The 16,327-nt window shown below is 72.5% G+C and carries 13 protein-coding genes; 10 read left to right on the top strand and 3 right to left on the bottom strand.

Features of this window, described 5'->3' with window-relative positions:
* Window positions 1-199 precede the first annotated feature (199 nt).
* Entirely contained in the window at window positions 200-514 is a 315-nt protein-coding gene (locus tag ABD223_RS11375; protein WP_344036043.1) for a hypothetical protein, read from the bottom strand.
* A gap of 64 nt (window positions 515-578) precedes the next feature.
* On the opposite strand from ABD223_RS11375, the gene ABD223_RS11370 reads away from it, so the two are divergent.
* Window positions 579-1,667: an arginase family protein gene (locus tag ABD223_RS11370; protein WP_344036042.1), complete on the top strand. Its 1,089-nt coding sequence runs from the start codon at window positions 579-581 to the stop codon at window positions 1,665-1,667.
* On the opposite strand, the gene ABD223_RS11365 is transcribed toward ABD223_RS11370, so the two are convergent.
* Complete coding sequence (locus tag ABD223_RS11365; protein WP_344036041.1) at window positions 1,636-1,896, bottom strand: chorismate mutase; 261 nt, start codon at window positions 1,894-1,896, stop codon at window positions 1,636-1,638. The two genes, ABD223_RS11370 and ABD223_RS11365, sit on opposite strands and share 32 nt — an antisense overlap.
* A gap of 218 nt (window positions 1,897-2,114) precedes the next feature.
* Here ABD223_RS11365 and pcrA point away from each other — a divergent pair, with 218 nt between their 5' ends.
* On the top strand, window positions 2,115-4,427 hold the full coding sequence (pcrA, locus tag ABD223_RS11360) for a DNA helicase PcrA (RefSeq protein ID WP_344036040.1): 2,313 nt from the start codon (window positions 2,115-2,117) through the stop codon (window positions 4,425-4,427).
* A gap of 576 nt (window positions 4,428-5,003) precedes the next feature.
* Window positions 5,004-5,333 carry a hypothetical protein gene (locus tag ABD223_RS11355; protein ID WP_344036039.1) on the top strand — a complete coding sequence of 110 codons (330 nt, stop codon included), beginning with the start codon at window positions 5,004-5,006 and terminating at the stop codon, window positions 5,331-5,333.
* Here the strand turns inward: ABD223_RS11355 and ABD223_RS11350 are convergent.
* Window positions 5,323-5,892: a M23 family metallopeptidase gene (locus ABD223_RS11350; protein WP_344036037.1), complete on the bottom strand. Its 570-nt coding sequence runs from the start codon at window positions 5,890-5,892 to the stop codon at window positions 5,323-5,325. The genes ABD223_RS11355 and ABD223_RS11350 overlap by 11 nt on opposite strands.
* Window positions 5,893-7,239: 1,347 nt before the next feature.
* Here ABD223_RS11350 and ABD223_RS11345 point away from each other — a divergent pair.
* The 7 genes from ABD223_RS11345 (at window position 7,240) to purH (ending at window position 16,159) form a co-directional block, all read left to right on the top strand.
* Window positions 7,240-8,880, top strand: coding sequence for a hypothetical protein (locus tag ABD223_RS11345; RefSeq protein ID WP_344036035.1), 1,641 nt, complete (start codon window positions 7,240-7,242; stop codon window positions 8,878-8,880).
* A gap of 376 nt (window positions 8,881-9,256) precedes the next feature.
* Window positions 9,257-10,426, top strand: coding sequence for an ADP-forming succinate--CoA ligase subunit beta (gene sucC, locus ABD223_RS11340; protein ID WP_344036034.1), 1,170 nt, complete (start codon window positions 9,257-9,259; stop codon window positions 10,424-10,426).
* Between the two features lie 2 nt (window positions 10,427-10,428).
* Window positions 10,429-11,319, top strand: coding sequence for a succinate--CoA ligase subunit alpha (gene sucD, locus ABD223_RS11335; protein WP_344036033.1), 891 nt, complete (start codon window positions 10,429-10,431; stop codon window positions 11,317-11,319).
* A 176-nt stretch (window positions 11,320-11,495) separates the two neighbouring features.
* On the top strand, window positions 11,496-12,158 hold the full coding sequence (locus ABD223_RS11330; RefSeq protein ID WP_344036032.1) for a DUF5336 domain-containing protein: 663 nt from the start codon (window positions 11,496-11,498) through the stop codon (window positions 12,156-12,158).
* Between the two features lie 101 nt (window positions 12,159-12,259).
* Entirely contained in the window at window positions 12,260-13,888 is a 1,629-nt protein-coding gene (locus tag ABD223_RS11325) for a cell division protein PerM (protein ID WP_344036031.1), read from the top strand.
* 55 nt (window positions 13,889-13,943) lie between these two features.
* On the top strand, window positions 13,944-14,579 hold the full coding sequence (gene purN / locus ABD223_RS11320; RefSeq protein WP_380647924.1) for a phosphoribosylglycinamide formyltransferase: 636 nt from the start codon (window positions 13,944-13,946) through the stop codon (window positions 14,577-14,579).
* Entirely contained in the window at window positions 14,576-16,159 is a 1,584-nt protein-coding gene (gene purH, locus ABD223_RS11315; RefSeq protein ID WP_344036028.1) for a bifunctional phosphoribosylaminoimidazolecarboxamide formyltransferase/IMP cyclohydrolase, read from the top strand. Before purN ends, purH begins: the two co-directional genes overlap by 4 nt.
* Window positions 16,160-16,327: the final 168 nt, after the last annotated feature.

Here is a 16,327-nt window from a genome sequence, read left to right as displayed (position 1 = left end):
TTCTCCGATCTGCATGCGTGTGGACCCCTCCACCCCGCCCTCACGGCCCTCGCGACTCCGCACCTGTTTGCTTCAAGTGGCGCGGGGTGGGGGTGGGTGGTCGAGGGGCCCCGCGGCTACCTCAGAGTAGGCGCAGGGTCCACGGTGGACCGCTCAAATCAGCCTCACGAGGACAAGCAGCACTCGGAAGAGTGAATCTTCAGCTGCCGCTGTCCAGCCGCTTGCGCGTGCCCTGGAGCGAGCTGGTCGCGGCCAGGCCGGCGCCACCCGCGATCAGCGCGCCGATGATGTCGCCGGACAGCGCGCCGCCCGACGTGATCAGCAGGCCCACGAGCGCGATGATCGTCGTCACCCCGGCGAGGGTCCACCGGCCGCGCACGTACTGGGCGATGGGCGCGCCCGCGGCGCGCTTGGACTTGGCAGCCGAGCCGAGCATCGCGAGGTAGCCGTCGTGCGCCAGCGTGGCCAGCACACCCACGATCGCGATCAGGCTCGTGATGAGACCGATGACCATGGCAACAGTGTGCCCAGGCCCAAACCCGCTGGACCATGGGTGATCGCCCTGATATCCACCCCTGGTGGAGGTCTTCTGGCACGACGCCTGCCTGGAGCACGACACCGGCACGGGGCTGTGGGAGCTGCCCGGCCGGTGGGACTGGCTCGACGTCGCCGAACCGCACCCGGAGAACGCGGCCCGGCTGCGCACGTTCCGGCACGCCCTGCGGCACGGCCCGGTCGCGCCGCACCTGACCTGGTCGGCCGGCCGGTTCGCGGACGACGAGGAGCTGACCCGCGTCCACACCCCCGGCTACCTGGCCCGCCTGCGCGAGGCGTGCCGGGAGCGCACCGAAGTCGAGGTCAACACGGTCGTGGGCCCCGGCTCGTGGGACGCGATCCGCGCCGCCGCGGGCACCGCCCTGGCGGCCTGGGAGGCGGTCGCCGCCGGCCGCACCCGCCTGGCCTACGCCCTGGTCCGCCCGCCCGGCCACCACGCCCAGCCGGACCTGCCGGACGGGTACTGCCTGGTCAACAACGCCGCGCTGGTCGCCGAGACCGCCCGGCGCGCGGGCCGGCGGGTCGCCGTCCTGGACTGGGACGTGCACCACGGCAACGGCACCCAGGAGATATTCCGCGCCGACCCGGACGTGCTCACCGTGTCCGTGCACATGCGCCACGGCCCGTGGGGCGCCAACCACCGGCAGACCGGCGCGCCCGACGAGGGCGACCGGGCCAACGTCAACGTCGAGCTGTCCCTCGGCGCGGGCGACCTCGCCTACCGGCGGGCGCTGGAGGAGGTCGCGCTCCCGGCCCTGGCCGAGTTCGGCGCGGACTTCCTGGTGTGCGCCTCCGGCTTCGACGGCTCGGCGTTCGACCCGAACGGCAGGCACAACCTGACCGCCGGCGGCTACCGGTGGATCGGCGGCGCGGTGTCGGGGCTCGGCCTGCCGACCGTGCTCACGCAGGAGGGCGGCTACCTGCGCGGCTACTCGGCCCTGTGCCTGCACGCCCTGGTGGAGGGCCTGCTCGGGCTGGAGCTGCTGGAGGACCCGCTCGCCTACGTGCCCGACGACACCCAGCTGGTGGACGCGGACCTGGCGCGCGCCAGGTCCGCGCTCACCGCCTGGGCGTTCGCGACTAGCGACCCAGCGCGCCGCGACCGAGCTTGAGCAGGATCAGGGCCAGGTCCCGGCCCTCCGGGCCCAGCTCGCGGTAGCGGTTGAGCACGTCCAGCTCGCGGTTGTGCACGATCTTCGTGCCGCCGGCGGCCATCCGCGCCGCGCCGATGATCTTGGAGACCTCGACGCGCCGCTTGACCAGCCGCAGCAGCTCGGCGTCCAGGTGGTCGATCTCCTGGCGCAGCGCGTCGATGTCCTGGTCGGTCTCGGTGCTGTTCATCGTGAAGACCTCTCGGGGTGGTCTGTGGAGTTCCGGCCCCGGCAGCGACGAAGCCCCGGGTCCGAGGACTCCGGGGCTTCGTGGTGGCTTGGTCGCGCTAGCGGTCCACGGGAGCCGGAGTCCGGTTCCCGTAGAAAAAGTGGAAGTTCGCCGCGAGCACGACCACATCATGCCACAGCTCCCGGGCTGTCGGGGGCAGCGGGTAACGTGGACAGGCGATGAGCGCCTTGTTCGACTTGCCCTCAAGTCCCCCCGCCCCCCGGACCGCGCGGCTGCTCGACGACCTCAACCCGTCACAGCGCCGGGCCGTCGAGCACGCGGGTGCGCCGCTGCTGGTCGTCGCCGGTGCGGGGTCCGGCAAGACCCGCGTGCTCACCCGCCGCATCGCCCACCTCCTCGCCGAGCGGGGGGTGCACCCCGGCGAGGTCATGGCGATCACGTTCACCAACAAGGCCGCCGCCGAGATGAAGGAGCGCGTGGCCGACCTGGTGGGCCCGCGCGCCCGCTCGATGTGGGTGTCCACGTTCCACTCGATGTGCGTGCGGCTCATGCGCCGCGAGGCCAAGACCCTCGGCATGTCGTCCAACTTCTCGATCTACGACTCGGACGACACGCGCCGGCTCATCACGCTGGTGGCCCGCGACCTGGACCTCGACCCCAAGCGCTACCCGGCCCGCACGCTGGCCGTCCACATCTCGAACCTGAAGAACGAGCTGGTGGACGCCGCGACCGCGAAGGACCGGGCGGCCAACGACCTGGAGCGCCGCGTCGCCGAGGTCTACGAGAGCTACCAGCGCAGGCTCGTCGAGTCGAACTCGCTGGACTTCGACGACCTCATCATGAGGACGGTCGAGCTGCTCCAGGACCACCCGGACGTGGCCGAGCACTACCACCGCCGGTTCCGGCACGTGCTGGTCGACGAGTACCAGGACACCAACCACGCCCAGTACACGCTGGTCCGGGAACTGGTCGGCACCGGCGCGGACGGCGTCCCGGCCGGCGAGCTGTGCGTGGTCGGCGACGCCGACCAGTCGATCTACGCCTTCCGCGGCGCGACCATCCGCAACATCGTGGAGTTCGAGCGGGACTACCCGCAGGCCACCACGATCCTGCTGGAGCAGAACTACCGGTCCACGCAGACCATCCTGAGCGCCGCGAACGCGGTCATCTCGCGCAACCCGGACCGGCGCGACAAGCGGCTGTGGAGCGACCTGGGCGACGGCGAGAAGATCGTCGGCTACGTCGCGGACAACGAGCACGACGAGGCGCAGTTCGTCGCCAACGAGATCGACCGGCTGGTCGACTCCGGCGAGGCGAACAACGGCGAGATCGCCGTGTTCTACCGGACCAACAACCAGTCGCGCGTGTTCGAGGAGATCTTCATCCGCCTCGGCCTGCCCTACCGGGTCGTCGGCGGCGTGCGGTTCTACGAGCGGCGCGAGGTGCGGGACGCGCTGGCGTACCTGCGGGCGCTGGCCAACCCCGACGACACGGTCTCGCTGCGGCGCATCCTCAACGTGCCCAAGCGCGGCATCGGCGACCGCGCGGAGGCGTGCGTGGCCGCCCACGCCGAGCGGGAGCGGGTCGGCTTCGCGGTGGCGCTGCGCGACGCGGTGGCGGGCAAGGTGCCGCTGCTCAACCCGCGGTCGCGCAACGCGATCGCCGGGTTCGTCGAGCTGATGGACGAGCTGGGGCAGCTGGTCGAGCGCGGCGACGACGTGGCGGACGTGCTGGAGGCGGTGCTGGAGAAGACCGCCTACCGGGCCGAGCTGGAGGCCAGCGACGACCCCCAGGACCACTCGCGGGTGGAGAACCTGAACGAGCTGGTCACGGTGGCCCGCGAGTTCACCGACCTGGGCGCGGCGGTGCCCGTGCCGGAGGAGGACGAGGGGCTGCCCGCGGAGGGCTCGCTGGCGGCGTTCCTGGAGCGGGTGTCGCTGGTCGCCGACGCGGACTCGGTGCCGGACGCGGAGTCCGACGGCGTGGTCACGCTGATGACCCTGCACACCGCGAAGGGCCTGGAGTACCCGGTGGTGTTCTGCACGGGCTGGGAGGACGGCGTCTTCCCGCACATGCGGGCGCTGGGCGACCCGGCGGAGCTGTCCGAGGAGCGCCGGCTGGCGTACGTGGGCATCACGCGGGCCCGGCAGCGGCTGTACCTGTCGCGGGCGCTGGTGCGCTCGGCGTGGGGGCAGCCGGCGGCGAACCCGGCGTCGCGGTTCCTGGACGAGATCCCGGCCGACCTGGTCGAGTGGCGGCGGCTGGAGCCGAAGCGCTCGGCGCCGTCCGCGCCCACGTCGTGGGGCCGCTCGTCGACCTCGTCGCGGCCGTCGCCGTCGAACTCGCAGTGGAAGGACACGCCCGCGATCAAGCTGGACGTGGGCGACCGGGTCACCCACGACAAGTACGGGCTGGGGCGCGTGGTGGCCGTGGACGGCTCCGGGCCGCGCGCCACCGCCACGATCGACTTCGGCGGGTCCGGGACGGTCCGGCTGATGCTGATCGGCGGGGTGCCGCTCGTGAAGCTCTGAGGGGCTCGACGGGCCTCCCAGCACTGGTCCTCGCTCGTTCGGGTCGGTTTTTCACTTGTTCGGGATGTTCCGGATTCCGGGGCAACCCGAATCGACCGTGCGCGTCTTTAGGGGTGCCACAAGCGGGATGACCGGGCGTTCGGGGAGTGCCGGTGATCGGGGAGCCGTGTCGTGGCGAGGGGGACGCGGGCCCGTGTCGGGGCGGTGACCGCGGTGGGATCACGGTGGGGATCACGGGTGGGACCGGCGGTGGTGATCACCGGCGACGGTGGGGAGCACGGCGGGGGCGGTTCCACGAGGGGTAGGGCCGGGTCGCTTCGGCGGCCCGGCTTCCTCGTGTTCGGGACCGGGCTTGCCGCGTTCTGCGCCTGGCGTCTCGCGTTCAGGGCCCGGCTCGTCGTGTTCTGCGCCCGGTTTCCTCGTGTTCGAGGGCCGGGCTTCTCGTGGCCCGGCTGTCCGGCGTTGGGGCGGCCCCTCGGGCCCCTGTTCTCGCAGCTCCGCCCGGTGGTGGCCGGGAATTGTCGGTGCCCGGGTGTTTGATCCACACCGGAGCGGACGACACGGAGGGTGCGCGGTGTGGACGAAATCCTGGCCCGGCTCTTGGACGAGCGCGTGGAGGGCTACCTGGACGCGGTTGACCGGCTGGGTGCGCGCGGTGGTGCGCTGGGCGTGGAAGCCCGGCGGTTGGCCGCGGCGTGGCGGGCGCTGTTGCGCGTGCACCGGCGCACGCCCGCCGGACGGTGCCGGCGGTGCGCTGAGCGCGGGCGCATGTGCGCGGTGTGGCGGGTGGCCTGTGCCTACTTCGTGCACCGGCTCCCGTTCGACCGCGGGGTCGGAGCGCCCGACCGCGTCGACCACGATGTCGACCGCGGTGCCCGAGCGCCCGACCGCGAGGTCAGACGCTGATGCCCTTGGAGTTCAGCCACTGCAACGGGTTGATCTTGCGGCTGTCCGCGTCCCAGACCTCGAAGTGGAGGTGCGGGCCGGTGGAGAAGCCGCGGTTGCCCATCCGGGCGATCTGCTCGCCCGCCCGGACCCGCTGGCCCTCCTGGACCGAGTAGGTGTCCACGTGCCCGTAGACGGTGACCGTGCCGTCGGCGTGCTCGACCCTGACCCAGAGGCCAAAACCGCTTGCCTGACCGGCCTCGATCACGACACCATCCGCAGCGGCGAGGATCGGCGTGCCGATGGGACCCGCGATGTCGATGCCGTAGTGCATCGTGCCCCAGCGACCGCCGAAGCTGGAGCTGAACTGGCCGTTGGCGGGGCGGGAGAACTTGGGGCGCGCGGCCTCGGCGGCGGCGGCCTCGCGGTCCTGGGTGATCTGCTGGCTCTTGACGAGCTTCTGCGCCTCGGCGGCCGCGTCGACCGTCTTGGCGACGGGGAGGACCTGAGGAGCGGCGGGACCTGTGCCGCCGACGCCGAACGCGGCGGCGCCCTCGGCGGCGTTCGCGAGGGGTGTCACCTCGTCCGAGCTGCTCGGCGAGTCGGAACCCAGCGCGTGGAGCGTCTGTCCGGCGCCTGCGGCTGCGAAAGCGCCGACGGCGACCGCGGCGACCATGATCCGTCCGCGCAGCGCAGAAGGCGGCGGGGGGAGCCGGTGCGTGGCCACCGCACGCGTCGAGGCGTGTTCCACTGCCTCTTCGAGCGCGGTCGAGCTCGTATGGCCGCCGGGGGAGCGGTGTCGAGACAAAACCTGACCTTCCGTCTTCGGGGAGTCCGGTCGGACACCGGGCGGGGGATCCCGGTTGAGCCGGTCGGGGTACCGACTCGTTGTCCTGGTTGTGACCAGACCGTGACAACGGACCCGGGGACAGTAACGGCGCGGAGCCCTTAAGGGCAATCCCTGGTCTCGATGTCTGCCTATTAGCGGTCAGGTGGACTACTCGACATACAGAGGGTGACGTTCGGTCACAGCAGCGCTACGGAAACCCCGAGGGTCCAGGCACGATGGGGTGATCCTGCTTGTCACACGAATGCGTGACGGCGATCACATTCTGGTGAGTGGGCGTGCTCGGATCGTGAGGTAAAGGTGACCTGAATCACGTATCCGGTGCTCCGTGGCGACCAACGCCGGGTGCTCCAACCGGGTGTCGCGCTGCGTACGTTCCGTGAAAGGGACGTGCGACGCCTTGTGGTGGGCGGTGTCCTGAGGCGCGTGATGCCTAGGCGCGTGATTCCTGAGGCACGTGATGCCTGAGGCACGTGAGCCCCGTGGTGTGCGGCGCCTGGAGGCGTGCGGGCCCCTGTGGCGCCTGGAGGCGTCTTTCCCCGATGTCCCGCCTCCGCAGCACTCCCGACGGCACTGCGAAGGCGGATGCGCTGTCCCCGAATGCCTCGCCCCGGCACAGTTGGGGTGCCCACCGGTTCACGGCCGAAACGGGCGGGCGCCGCCGAGGCGCGGGGTCGGCGGGCGTCCGGATGCCCCCTGACCTGCAATTGCTGATCAACAACAGCCGGTGGGCGTGCGCTGTCGAGCGGGTGGTCCCGAGGCGGCGCCTTGCGCTTCACCAGGCGGAACGGCGGTCCGAGCCAACACCCCCCCCGTGTCGTCGAGCGCTCCCCCGAGCGCCGCCACCCGGCCCGCTCCTGCCCCAACCAGTCGCTGAGCCGGATCCACCCGTACGGGTGAATGAGGTGGCAGCCGGTCCAACTGCCGCGGGTATGAGGTCTATTCCCCCGTGGCGCGCCGGGCGGGGCGCCGGAGGAGCTGTGACCGGGCCGCGCCCCGGTGGAGCCGGTCCCGCGCGACGGGAGGGGCCCGCTGGAAGGCGCGCGACGGTCCCGTCCGGCCTTTGCTAGCGTCCGACCGGTGATCCGAACCGGAACCGCTGAACCGGTCACGCCGACGCTCACGAGGCTGCGGGCGGCGGTCGGGCTCGCCGCGCTGGGCTCGGTGCTCGCGGCGGTGGCCCCGGTCGTGGGGGTGGTCGAGGACTCCGCGCCGCCCGCGTTCACCGCCTGGCCGCTGCTGGCGCTCCTCGCCCTGCTGCCCGTCGGCCTGTCCGCCGCCCTGCTGGCGCGCGGCCAGGAGGCGACCTCGGCGGCGGTGCTCGTCGCGCCCGCCGCGTTCGCGGTCGGTCGCCTGCTCAACGACCTCCAGGTCGTGGTCGACGCCGTCGACACCTCGCGCCCCGAGCTGTTCCTCCCGACCGACCTCGGGCCGTTGACCCCGGCGGTCGGTGCGTGGCTCCTCGTCGCCGGCCACGTGCTGGTGGTCGCGGGCGGCGCGGTGGCCGCGACCACCCTGGTCGAACCGGACGTGCGCAGCGAGCGCGCGGGGTTCGTCCTGCCCGCCACGGCGGGTCTGGTCGCGGCGGTCGGGCTGTTCACGGCTCCGTTCACCTCCACCGACGCCTTCATCCCGGCGCGCGGCCCGTTCGAGTCGGCGGCCCTGCCGATGGTCGGGGGCCTCCTGCTCACGGTCGCGGCGCCCGTCCTGGCGGTCCTGGCGGCGAGCGCCACGACGCAGGAGGTCCGCCGGGGCGGCTTGCTCGGCCTCGCCGCGGTCCTGGTCGCGGTGGCGCTCCCGCCCGTGGTCACGGGCTTCGCCGTGGAGCAGGTGGGGTTCGCGCCCGGCCCGTTCCTGGTGCTGGCCGCCGCCGTGGCGCTGGCCTGGCCGCAGTCCGCCAAGGCGGAGGAGGGGACGGAGGGCCCCCACGAGCCCGAGCTGCCCGGTCCGCGTCGCCTGCACGTCATCACCGGCTGCCTGGCCCTGGTCGCCGCGGTCGCGGCCCTCGCGGGCGTCATGACCGACCAGCTCGTGCTGCCCGAGGGCCTGACGGCGCCGACGGACTACGCCACCCGTCTCCTCTGGCCGGCCGCGGTCGTCACCGGTGGCCTGGCGGTGGCCCTGCTGGGCAGGGCCCCGGTCCGGCCGACGCTCGCCGTCGCGCTGGTCACCGTCCCGTTGGCGGCCGCGAGCGCGCTCGACGCGGTTTTCGCCGCCACGCAGGTCGAGACCGTCGAGCCGGGGCCGGGGGTGTGGTTCACGGTCCTCGCGGTGGTCGCGGCCGGGGCCGCGGGCCTCACGGCCGCCTTGGCGGGTTCGGTCGAGCGGGACGAGGCGGGGGTGGCCGTGGGCGAACCGCCGTTGCCGCTGATCGCCGGGACGCTGATCGCCGTCCTGCTGGCGCTGGGCGCGTTCGGCCTGCCGGTGCTGAGGGCCCCTGATTACGTGCCGACCGGGGCGTTCGGCTTCCAGTCCGGCTCCTGGGGGTTGCTGCTCGCGCTGGTGTGGGTGGTGGTCGCGGCCGGGATCGCCTTGAAGGCCCGGCACGACCAGGGCGCCGGGCTGTTGCTGGGCGCGTCTTCGGTCATGGCCGTGCGGGCGCTGGAGTACCCGCTGACGGCGGGGCGGGCCGTCGAGGCCGCGCCTGGGCCCGGGCTCTGGTTGGCCGCTGCGGGTGCGGCGGCGTTCCTGGTGTCGGCTGCGCTTCGCACCGCTCGGTGAACCTTTGAGCAGTAGTGGTTCACGGGCGTTCTTGGTTCACGGGCGGAAAGGCAAAAGCGGTCGCTCGCCGCTGGGCAGGCCTCCGGGGAGGACACGAGCTCTGCTCGGGGTTCGCGCTGCGCGCGTTGCTGCTGAATCGGTGTGGTGATCGACCTCACCACCTCTATGACCGACTTCACGGGCGTGGGGTGCGGAGTAGTCCTGGCAGGTCGATAGTGTTCTGCGCAGCCGCGTCGAGCCGGTCCTCCACGGCTATGCCGGCGTTCCAGGTGATGCCTGGTACGTGGTGCACCAGGCACCAGCCTGGAGCGCCGGACCTTCGAGGACCGCACCAGCGAGGACGCGGTGTCCGACACCGACGTCGCAGGAGACCCGAGTGGACCTGTACGAGTACCAGGCGAAGGACCTCTTCGCCGCCCACGATGTCCCGGTACTGCCGGGCGACGTGGCCAGCACCCCCGCCGAAGCGAAGGCGATCGCCGAGCGCTTCGGCCAGACCGTCGTGGTCAAGGCCCAGGTCAAGACGGGTGGTCGGGGCAAGGCGGGTGGCGTCAAGCTCGCTGAGAACCCCGACGAGACCGCGACCAAGGCCGAGGCGATCCTCGGTCTGGACATCAAGGGTCACGTGGTGCACCGCGTGCTCGTGACCCCCGCCTCCGACATCGCGGAGGAGTACTACTTCTCCTTCCTGTTGGACCGGGCGAACCGGACGTTCCTCGCGATGGCCTCCGTCGAGGGCGGCATGGACATCGAAGAGGTCGCGGCGACCAAGCCCGAGGCCCTGGCCAAGGTGCCCGTCGACGCGATCAAGGGCGTGGACCGCGCCAAGGCCGACGAGATCGTGGCGGCGGCGAAGTTCCCCGCCGAGGTGGCCGACCAGGTCGCCGACGTGATCGTCAAGCTGTGGGACACCTTCGTGTCCGAGGACGCCACGCTGGTCGAGGTCAACCCGCTGGTCCGCGACCCCGAGGGCAAGGTCGTCGCGCTCGACGGCAAGGTCACGCTCGACGAGAACGCCGGCTTCCGCCACCCGGAGCACGAGGCGCTGGTCGACAAGCAGGCCGAGGACCCGCTGGAGGCCAAGGCCAAGGCCAAGGGCCTCAACTACGTCAAGCTGGACGGCCAGGTCGGCATCATCGGCAACGGCGCCGGCCTCGTGATGTCCACCCTCGACGTGGTCGCCTACGCGGGCGAGAAGCACAGCGGGGTCAAGCCCGCGAACTTCCTCGACATCGGTGGCGGCGCGTCCGCCGAGGTCATGGCCAACGGCCTGGAGATCATCCTGAACGACCCGGACGTCCGGTCCGTGTTCGTGAACGTCTTCGGCGGCATCACCGCCTGCGACGCGGTCGCCAACGGCATCGTCAAGGCCCTGGAGATCCTGGGCGACGAGGCCACCAAGCCGCTGGTCGTCCGCCTCGACGGCAACAACGTGGAGGAGGGTCGCCGGATCCTGGCCGAGGCCAACCACCCGCTGGTGACCGTGGTGGACACTATGGACAACGCGGCCGACAAGGCCGCCGAGCTCGCGGCTGCGGGGGTCTGACGATGGCTATCTTCATCAACAAGGACAGCAAGGTCATCGTCCAGGGCATGACCGGCGCCGAGGGCACCAAGCACACCAAGCGCATGCTGGCCTCCGGCACGAACATCGTCGGCGGCGTCAACCCGCGCAAGGCGGGCCAGAAGGTCGACTTCGACGGCCACGTGCTGCCGGTGTTCGGCACCGTGTCCGAGGCCATGGAGGCCACCGGCGCCGACGTGACCGTGATCTTCGTGCCGCCGGCGTTCGCCAAGGCCGCCGCGATCGAGGCGATCGACGCCGGCATCGGCCTGGCCGTCGTGATCACCGAGGGCATCCCGGTGCACGACACCGCCGCGTTCTGGGCCCACGCCGTGGCCACCGGCAACAAGACCCGGATCATCGGCCCGAACTGCCCGGGTCTGATCAGCCCCGGCCAGTCCAACGCGGGCATCATCCCGGCCAACATCTCGGGCGCCGGCAAGATCGGCCTGGTGTCGAAGTCCGGCACGCTGACCTACCAGATGATGTACGAGCTGCGGGACTTCGGCTTCTCCACCGCCATCGGCATCGGCGGCGACCCGATCATCGGCACCACCCACATCGACGCGCTGGCGGCCTTCGAGGCCGACCCGGACACCGCGGCGATCGTGATGATCGGCGAGATCGGCGGCGACGCCGAGGAGCGGGCCGCGGCCTACGTCAAGGAGAACGTCACCAAGCCGGTCGTCGGCTACGTGGCGGGCTTCACCGCCCCCGAGGGCAAGACCATGGGCCACGCGGGCGCGATCGTGTCCGGTTCGGCCGGCACCGCGCAGGCGAAGAAGGAGGCCCTGGAGGCCGCCGGCGTGAAGGTCGGCAAGACGCCGTCCGAGACCGCCGCCCTGATGCGCGAGATCATGCAGTCGATCGGCTGACATTCGCTCGTCCGTGGCAGACACTGGAGGCCACCTCCCGCGGGGAGGTGGCCTCCGGCACGTTCACAGGGCGCGTTCGGGGGGAACCACAGGACTCCGGTCGTCGTCGGAGAGTGCGCATCGGCTAGCGTTCTGTCGACGACCTGATCAGTCCAGCAGTTGGAGGAGACACCACCATGTCCCAGCCGTACGGCGCCCCTCAGCAGCAGCCGGGACCGGCGCAGCCGGCGGTGGGCGTCAACCTGAACCTCATCCTCCCGCTGGTCGCCGCGGGTCTGGGCCTGATCGCCTACCTGCTGGCGTTCGCGGACGACGTCGCGTCGGTGCAGATCCAGTTCCTGCTGGCCGCCGCGGTGCTGGCGGGCCTGTCCGTGCTGCCGAAGGCGCCGAGGCTGCTGCCCGCGGCCGCCGTGCTCGCCGCGGTCACCACGCTGCTCCTGCTCCAGGACATCGTGAAGACCGAGGCCGACGTCGAGGGCATGCAGATCGTGCTGCTGATCGTGGCGCTGCTCCAGACCGCCGCCCTCGTCGTCGCGGTCCTGCTGGACGCGGGTGTGGTGAAGCTCCAGCCCAAGCCCGCGAACCCGTACGGCCAGCAGGGCGGCTGGAACCCGCAGTCCGGCGCGTTCCCGCAGCAGGGCCAGCACCCGCAGCAGTACGGCCCGCCGTCCGGCCAGTTCGGCCAGCAGGGGCCCCCGCAGCAGCAGCAGGGCCAGCAGCCCAACCAGCCGCAGCCGACCTCGTACATGCCGCAGCCCGGCCAGTTCAACCAGCCGCAGCCCGGCAGCGGCCAGGGCACCCCGCCCAGCGGGTTCGGCGGTCCCCAGCAGCAGGGCTGAGCAGGCGTGGGAGGGGTGGCACCGGGACACCGGGGCCGCCCCTCTTCGCATGTCCGGCGTGCCTCACCCGAACGGCTCATCGCGACTGAGACAGTGGACAGGTGCCGGTGCTCCAGACGACTTCTCACGGCGCGGTGACCGACTCCGTGCGCCCGCCCGAGTTCTCCCGCGCGGAACGGGTGCGGGTGCTCGCCACGACCGCCGCGGGCTCCGTGGTCGTCGGCTACGCCGCGGTGGCGGCGCTGCTCGCGCTGATCTCCTCCACGGCCGCGCACGCGTCGTTCTCCACCACCGGTGTGCTGACCGCCGCCGCGCCGGGCTGGCTGGCCGCGCACCACGTGCCGCTCCGGTTCGACGGCGGCCAGCTCGGCCTGCTGCCGCTGCTGCCGACCGCGCTGGTGATGCTGCTCGTGTACCGGGCGGCGGCGGGCACGGCCGACCGGTTGGGCCTGTTCGAGCCGCTCCAGGCGCGGTCGGTGGTGTTCAGCATCGCCGGCGCGCACGCCGCGGTCGGCGGGGTGATCTCGTTCCTGATGGGCGACGAGGGCCCGGTGCGCGCCACGCCCGCGGTGGCGTTCTTCGGCTGCGCGGCGGTGTCCGGGCTGGCGGCGGTGGCGGGCGTGGCGCAGCGCTGCGGCCTGGTGGAGGTCGTGTTCGAGCGCGTCGACCCGGTGGCCCGGCGCGGATTGCGCACGGGCGCGGTGGTGCTGTTCGCGCTGGCCGCGGCGGGTGCCCTGGTGCTGGCGCTCGGCCTGGCGCTGTCCTGGTCGACCACCGCGTCGCTGTTCGACCAGAGCGGCGGCACCATCGGCACGGGCCTGGGGATCTGGCTGCTGTGCCTGGCCTACCTGCCGAACGCCGTGGTGGGCGCCCTGTCGTACGTCGTGGGCGCCGGGTTCTCCCTCGGCCCGGTCGTGGTGACGCCGCTGGAGTTCACCGGCGGCGCGGTGCCCGCCGTGCCGCTGCTGGCCGCGCTGCCCGAGCAGCAGGTGGCCTGGCTGCCGCTGGTGCTCGTGCTGCCCGGCGCGGTCGGCGTGCTGGCCGGGTTCACCCTGCGCGACGCCGCACCGACGCCCCGGTCGCGGGTGCGCGCGGTGCTGGTCGCGGCGATCACGGCGGGCGTGGGCGCGCTGGTGCTGGCCGCGGTCGCGGGCGGTCCGCTGGGTGGTGGTGCGTTCGACCCGGTGACCGTGCCGGCCGGGTTGCTGGCCGTGCTGACGGTGGCGTGGGTCGCGGTGCCGGGCGGGGTCGTCGCCTGGTTCGCCGGGCCACGCCCGCCGCGCGTGGTGGAGCCGGCGCCGGTGCTGGAGCCCGCGGTCGAGGACGTCGAGGACGCTGCTGAAGACGCCGCCGAAGACGCCGCTGAGGATGTCGCTGACGACGAGGACTACGTCGACGACGAATACGACGACGACGAGTATGAAGACGAGTACGCCGACGAGGACCTTGAGTACGTCGACGAGGACGACTTCGACGACGAGGCCGGAGAAGAAGCCGAAGAAGAGGCCGACGACGAGACTGAAGACGAGGTCCCTGCCGACGAGGACGAGGATCGTGCCGAACCCGTTCCCGACCCCGACCTCGATGCCGACCTCGATGCCGACCCGGAACCGGACCCCGGCTCCGCTGCCGACTCCGACGAGTCGGACGGCCGTGACCCGGACGACCGCGACTCGGACGACCGCGACTCGGACGACCGCGACCCGGACCTGCCCGCCGAGCCCCGGTGAGCACCGCCTAGGCTGCTCTTGAGCTGCTGTGACAGTCCCCAGCAAGGAGAGCACGCTGAGCGCCGCGACCACACTCCGGCTTCCCGTCCCCGCCAGGGTCGTCGTCCTCGTCTCCGGTTCCGGCACCCTGATGCAGGCGTTGCTGGACGCGGCGGCCGACCCCGGTTACCCGGTCGAGGTGGTCGCCGTCGGCGCGGACCGCGATGGCATCGCCGGCCTGGACCGCGCCGAGCGCGCCGGCGTCCCGACCTTCTCGGTGAAGCTGCGCGACCACGTCGACCGCGCCGCCTGGGACGTCGCGCTGGCCGACGCCGTCGAGGCGCACGAGCCCGACCTGGTCGTGTCGGCCGGGTTCATGAAGATCCTCGGACCCGCCTTCCTGGCCCGCTTCGGCGGCCGGATGGTCAACACGCACCCCGCGCTGCTGCCGGCCTTCCCCGGCGCGCACGGCGTCCGCGACGCCCTCGCCTACGGCGTGAAGGTGACCGGCGCGACCGTGCACCTGGTGGACAGCGGCGTGGACACCGGGCCGATCCTGGCCCAGGAGGCGGTGGTCGTCACCGATGACGACGACGTCGAAAGCCTGCACGAGCGCATCAAGGTGGTGGAGCGGCGGCTGCTCGTCGACGTGGTCGCCCGCCTGGCCCGCGAGGGCTGCACCGTGGACGGACGAAAGGTGAGCATCCCGTGACCACTCCTGCCGAGAGGCGACCGGTTCGTCGGGCCCTGATCGGGGTGTCCGACAAGTCGGGGCTGCTGGAACTGGCCACCGGCCTGAACGCGGCCGGGGTCGAGATCGTCTCCACCGGCGGCACGGCGCGCGCCCTCGCCGACGCGGGCATCCCGGTGACGCCGGTGGAGAGCGTGACCGGGTTCCCCGAGGTGCTCGACGGCCGGGTCAAGACGCTGCACCCCGGTGTGCACGCGGGTCTGCTCGCCGACACCCGGCGCGAGGCGCACCTGGAAACCCTGCGTGAGCTGGGCATCGCGCCGTTTGACCTGCTGGTGGTGAACCTCTACCCGTTCGCGCAGACCGTCGCCTCCGGCGCGTCACCCGACGAGTGCGTGGAGCAGATCGACATCGGCGGGCCCGCCATGGTGCGCGCGTCGGCGAAGAACCACGCGAGCGTGGCGGTCGTGGTCGACCCGACCCGGTACGAGTGGGTGCTGGAGCAGGTCGGGGCGGGCGGCTTCACGCTCGCCGACCGGCAGGGGCTGGCCGTGGACGCGTTCCGGCACACCGCGTCCTACGACGTGGCCGTGGCGTCGTACCTGGGCAGCGTCGTGGCGCCGGACGACGAGGGCTCCGGCTTCCCCGGCTGGGTCGGCGCGACGTGGCAGCGCAAGCAGGTGCTGCGCTACGGCGAGAACCCGCACCAGCGCGCCGCGCTCTACACCGGTGGCGACGGCCGCCCCGGCCTGGCCACCGCCGAGCAGCTGCACGGCAAGGAGATGTCCTACAACAACTTCGTCGACGCGGACGCCGCGTGGCGGGCGGCGTGGGACCACGAGCTGCCGTGCGTGGCGATCATCAAGCACGCCAACCCGTGCGGCATCGCCGTGTCCGCCCTGGACGGTGCGGGCGCGGTCGCCGAAGCGCACCGCAAGGCCCACGCGTGCGACCCGGTGAGCGCGTTCGGCGGCGTGATCGCGGCCAACCGCGAGGTCACCGTCGAGCTGGCCGAGCAGGTCGCGGAGATCTTCACCGAGGTGATCATCGCCCCGGCCTACGCCGACGGCGCGGTGGACGTGCTGACGCGCAAGAAGAACATCCGCATCCTGGTCGCGCCGGAGCCGGTGCGCGGCGGCGCGGAGATGCGCGCGGTGTCCGGTGGGCTGCTGCTCCAGACCTCCGACACCATCGAGGCCGAGGGCGACGACCCGGCCAAGTGGACGCTGGCGTGCGGCGCGCCGCTGGACGAGCAGGGCCTGGCCGACCTGGCGTTCGCCTGGCGGTCGTGCCGCGCGGTGAAGTCCAACGCGATCCTGCTGGCGTCCGGCGGCGCGACGGTCGGCGTGGGCATGGGGCAGGTCAACCGCGTCGACGCGGCCCGGTTGGCGGTCGCCCGCGCGGGTGACCGGGTCCGCGGCGCAATGGGCGCGTCCGACGCGTTCTTCCCGTTCCCGGACGGCCTGGAGGTGCTCCTGGAGGCCGGCGTGCGAGCCGTCGTGCAGCCCGGCGGCTCGGTCCGGGACGCCGAGGTCATCGCGGCGGCCGAGGCGGCCGGTGTGACGGTGTACCTGACCGGTACGCGGCACTTCGCGCACTGATCGTTGCGGTGGGGCTTCCCGGACAGGGGAGCCCCACCGCCTTTTGCACAGCTGAAAACCCTTGCCCCGCCCCGAACGTGTGATGTTCGGGGCGGGTTTTCCTTACGGGCACGCGGTTTCGCACCGGAGGCGCTGCGACGTCGTCTCGACGAGGGGCAGTGTCCTGTC

The organism is Saccharothrix xinjiangensis (genome assembly GCF_039527585.1).
GTDB lineage: Bacteria > Actinomycetota > Actinomycetes > Mycobacteriales > Pseudonocardiaceae > Actinosynnema > Actinosynnema xinjiangensis.
Note: the sequence above shows the minus strand (reverse complement) of the source record. Positions and strands in the feature narration are given on the sequence as shown.

What these genes read in the sequence shown, in the direction of transcription:
- ABD223_RS11375 (WP_344036043.1), bottom strand. Translation starts at nt 514, where the DNA reads ATGGTCATCGGTCTCATCACGAGCCTGATCGCGATCGTGGGTGTGCTG.
- pcrA (WP_344036040.1), top strand. Translation starts at nt 2,115, where the DNA reads ATGAGCGCCTTGTTCGACTTGCCCTCAAGTCCCCCCGCCCCCCGGACC.
- sucD (WP_344036033.1), top strand. Translation starts at nt 10,429, where the DNA reads ATGGCTATCTTCATCAACAAGGACAGCAAGGTCATCGTCCAGGGCATG.
- ABD223_RS11330 (WP_344036032.1), top strand. Translation starts at nt 11,496, where the DNA reads ATGTCCCAGCCGTACGGCGCCCCTCAGCAGCAGCCGGGACCGGCGCAG.
- ABD223_RS11365 (WP_344036041.1), bottom strand. Translation starts at nt 1,896, where the DNA reads ATGAACAGCACCGAGACCGACCAGGACATCGACGCGCTGCGCCAGGAG.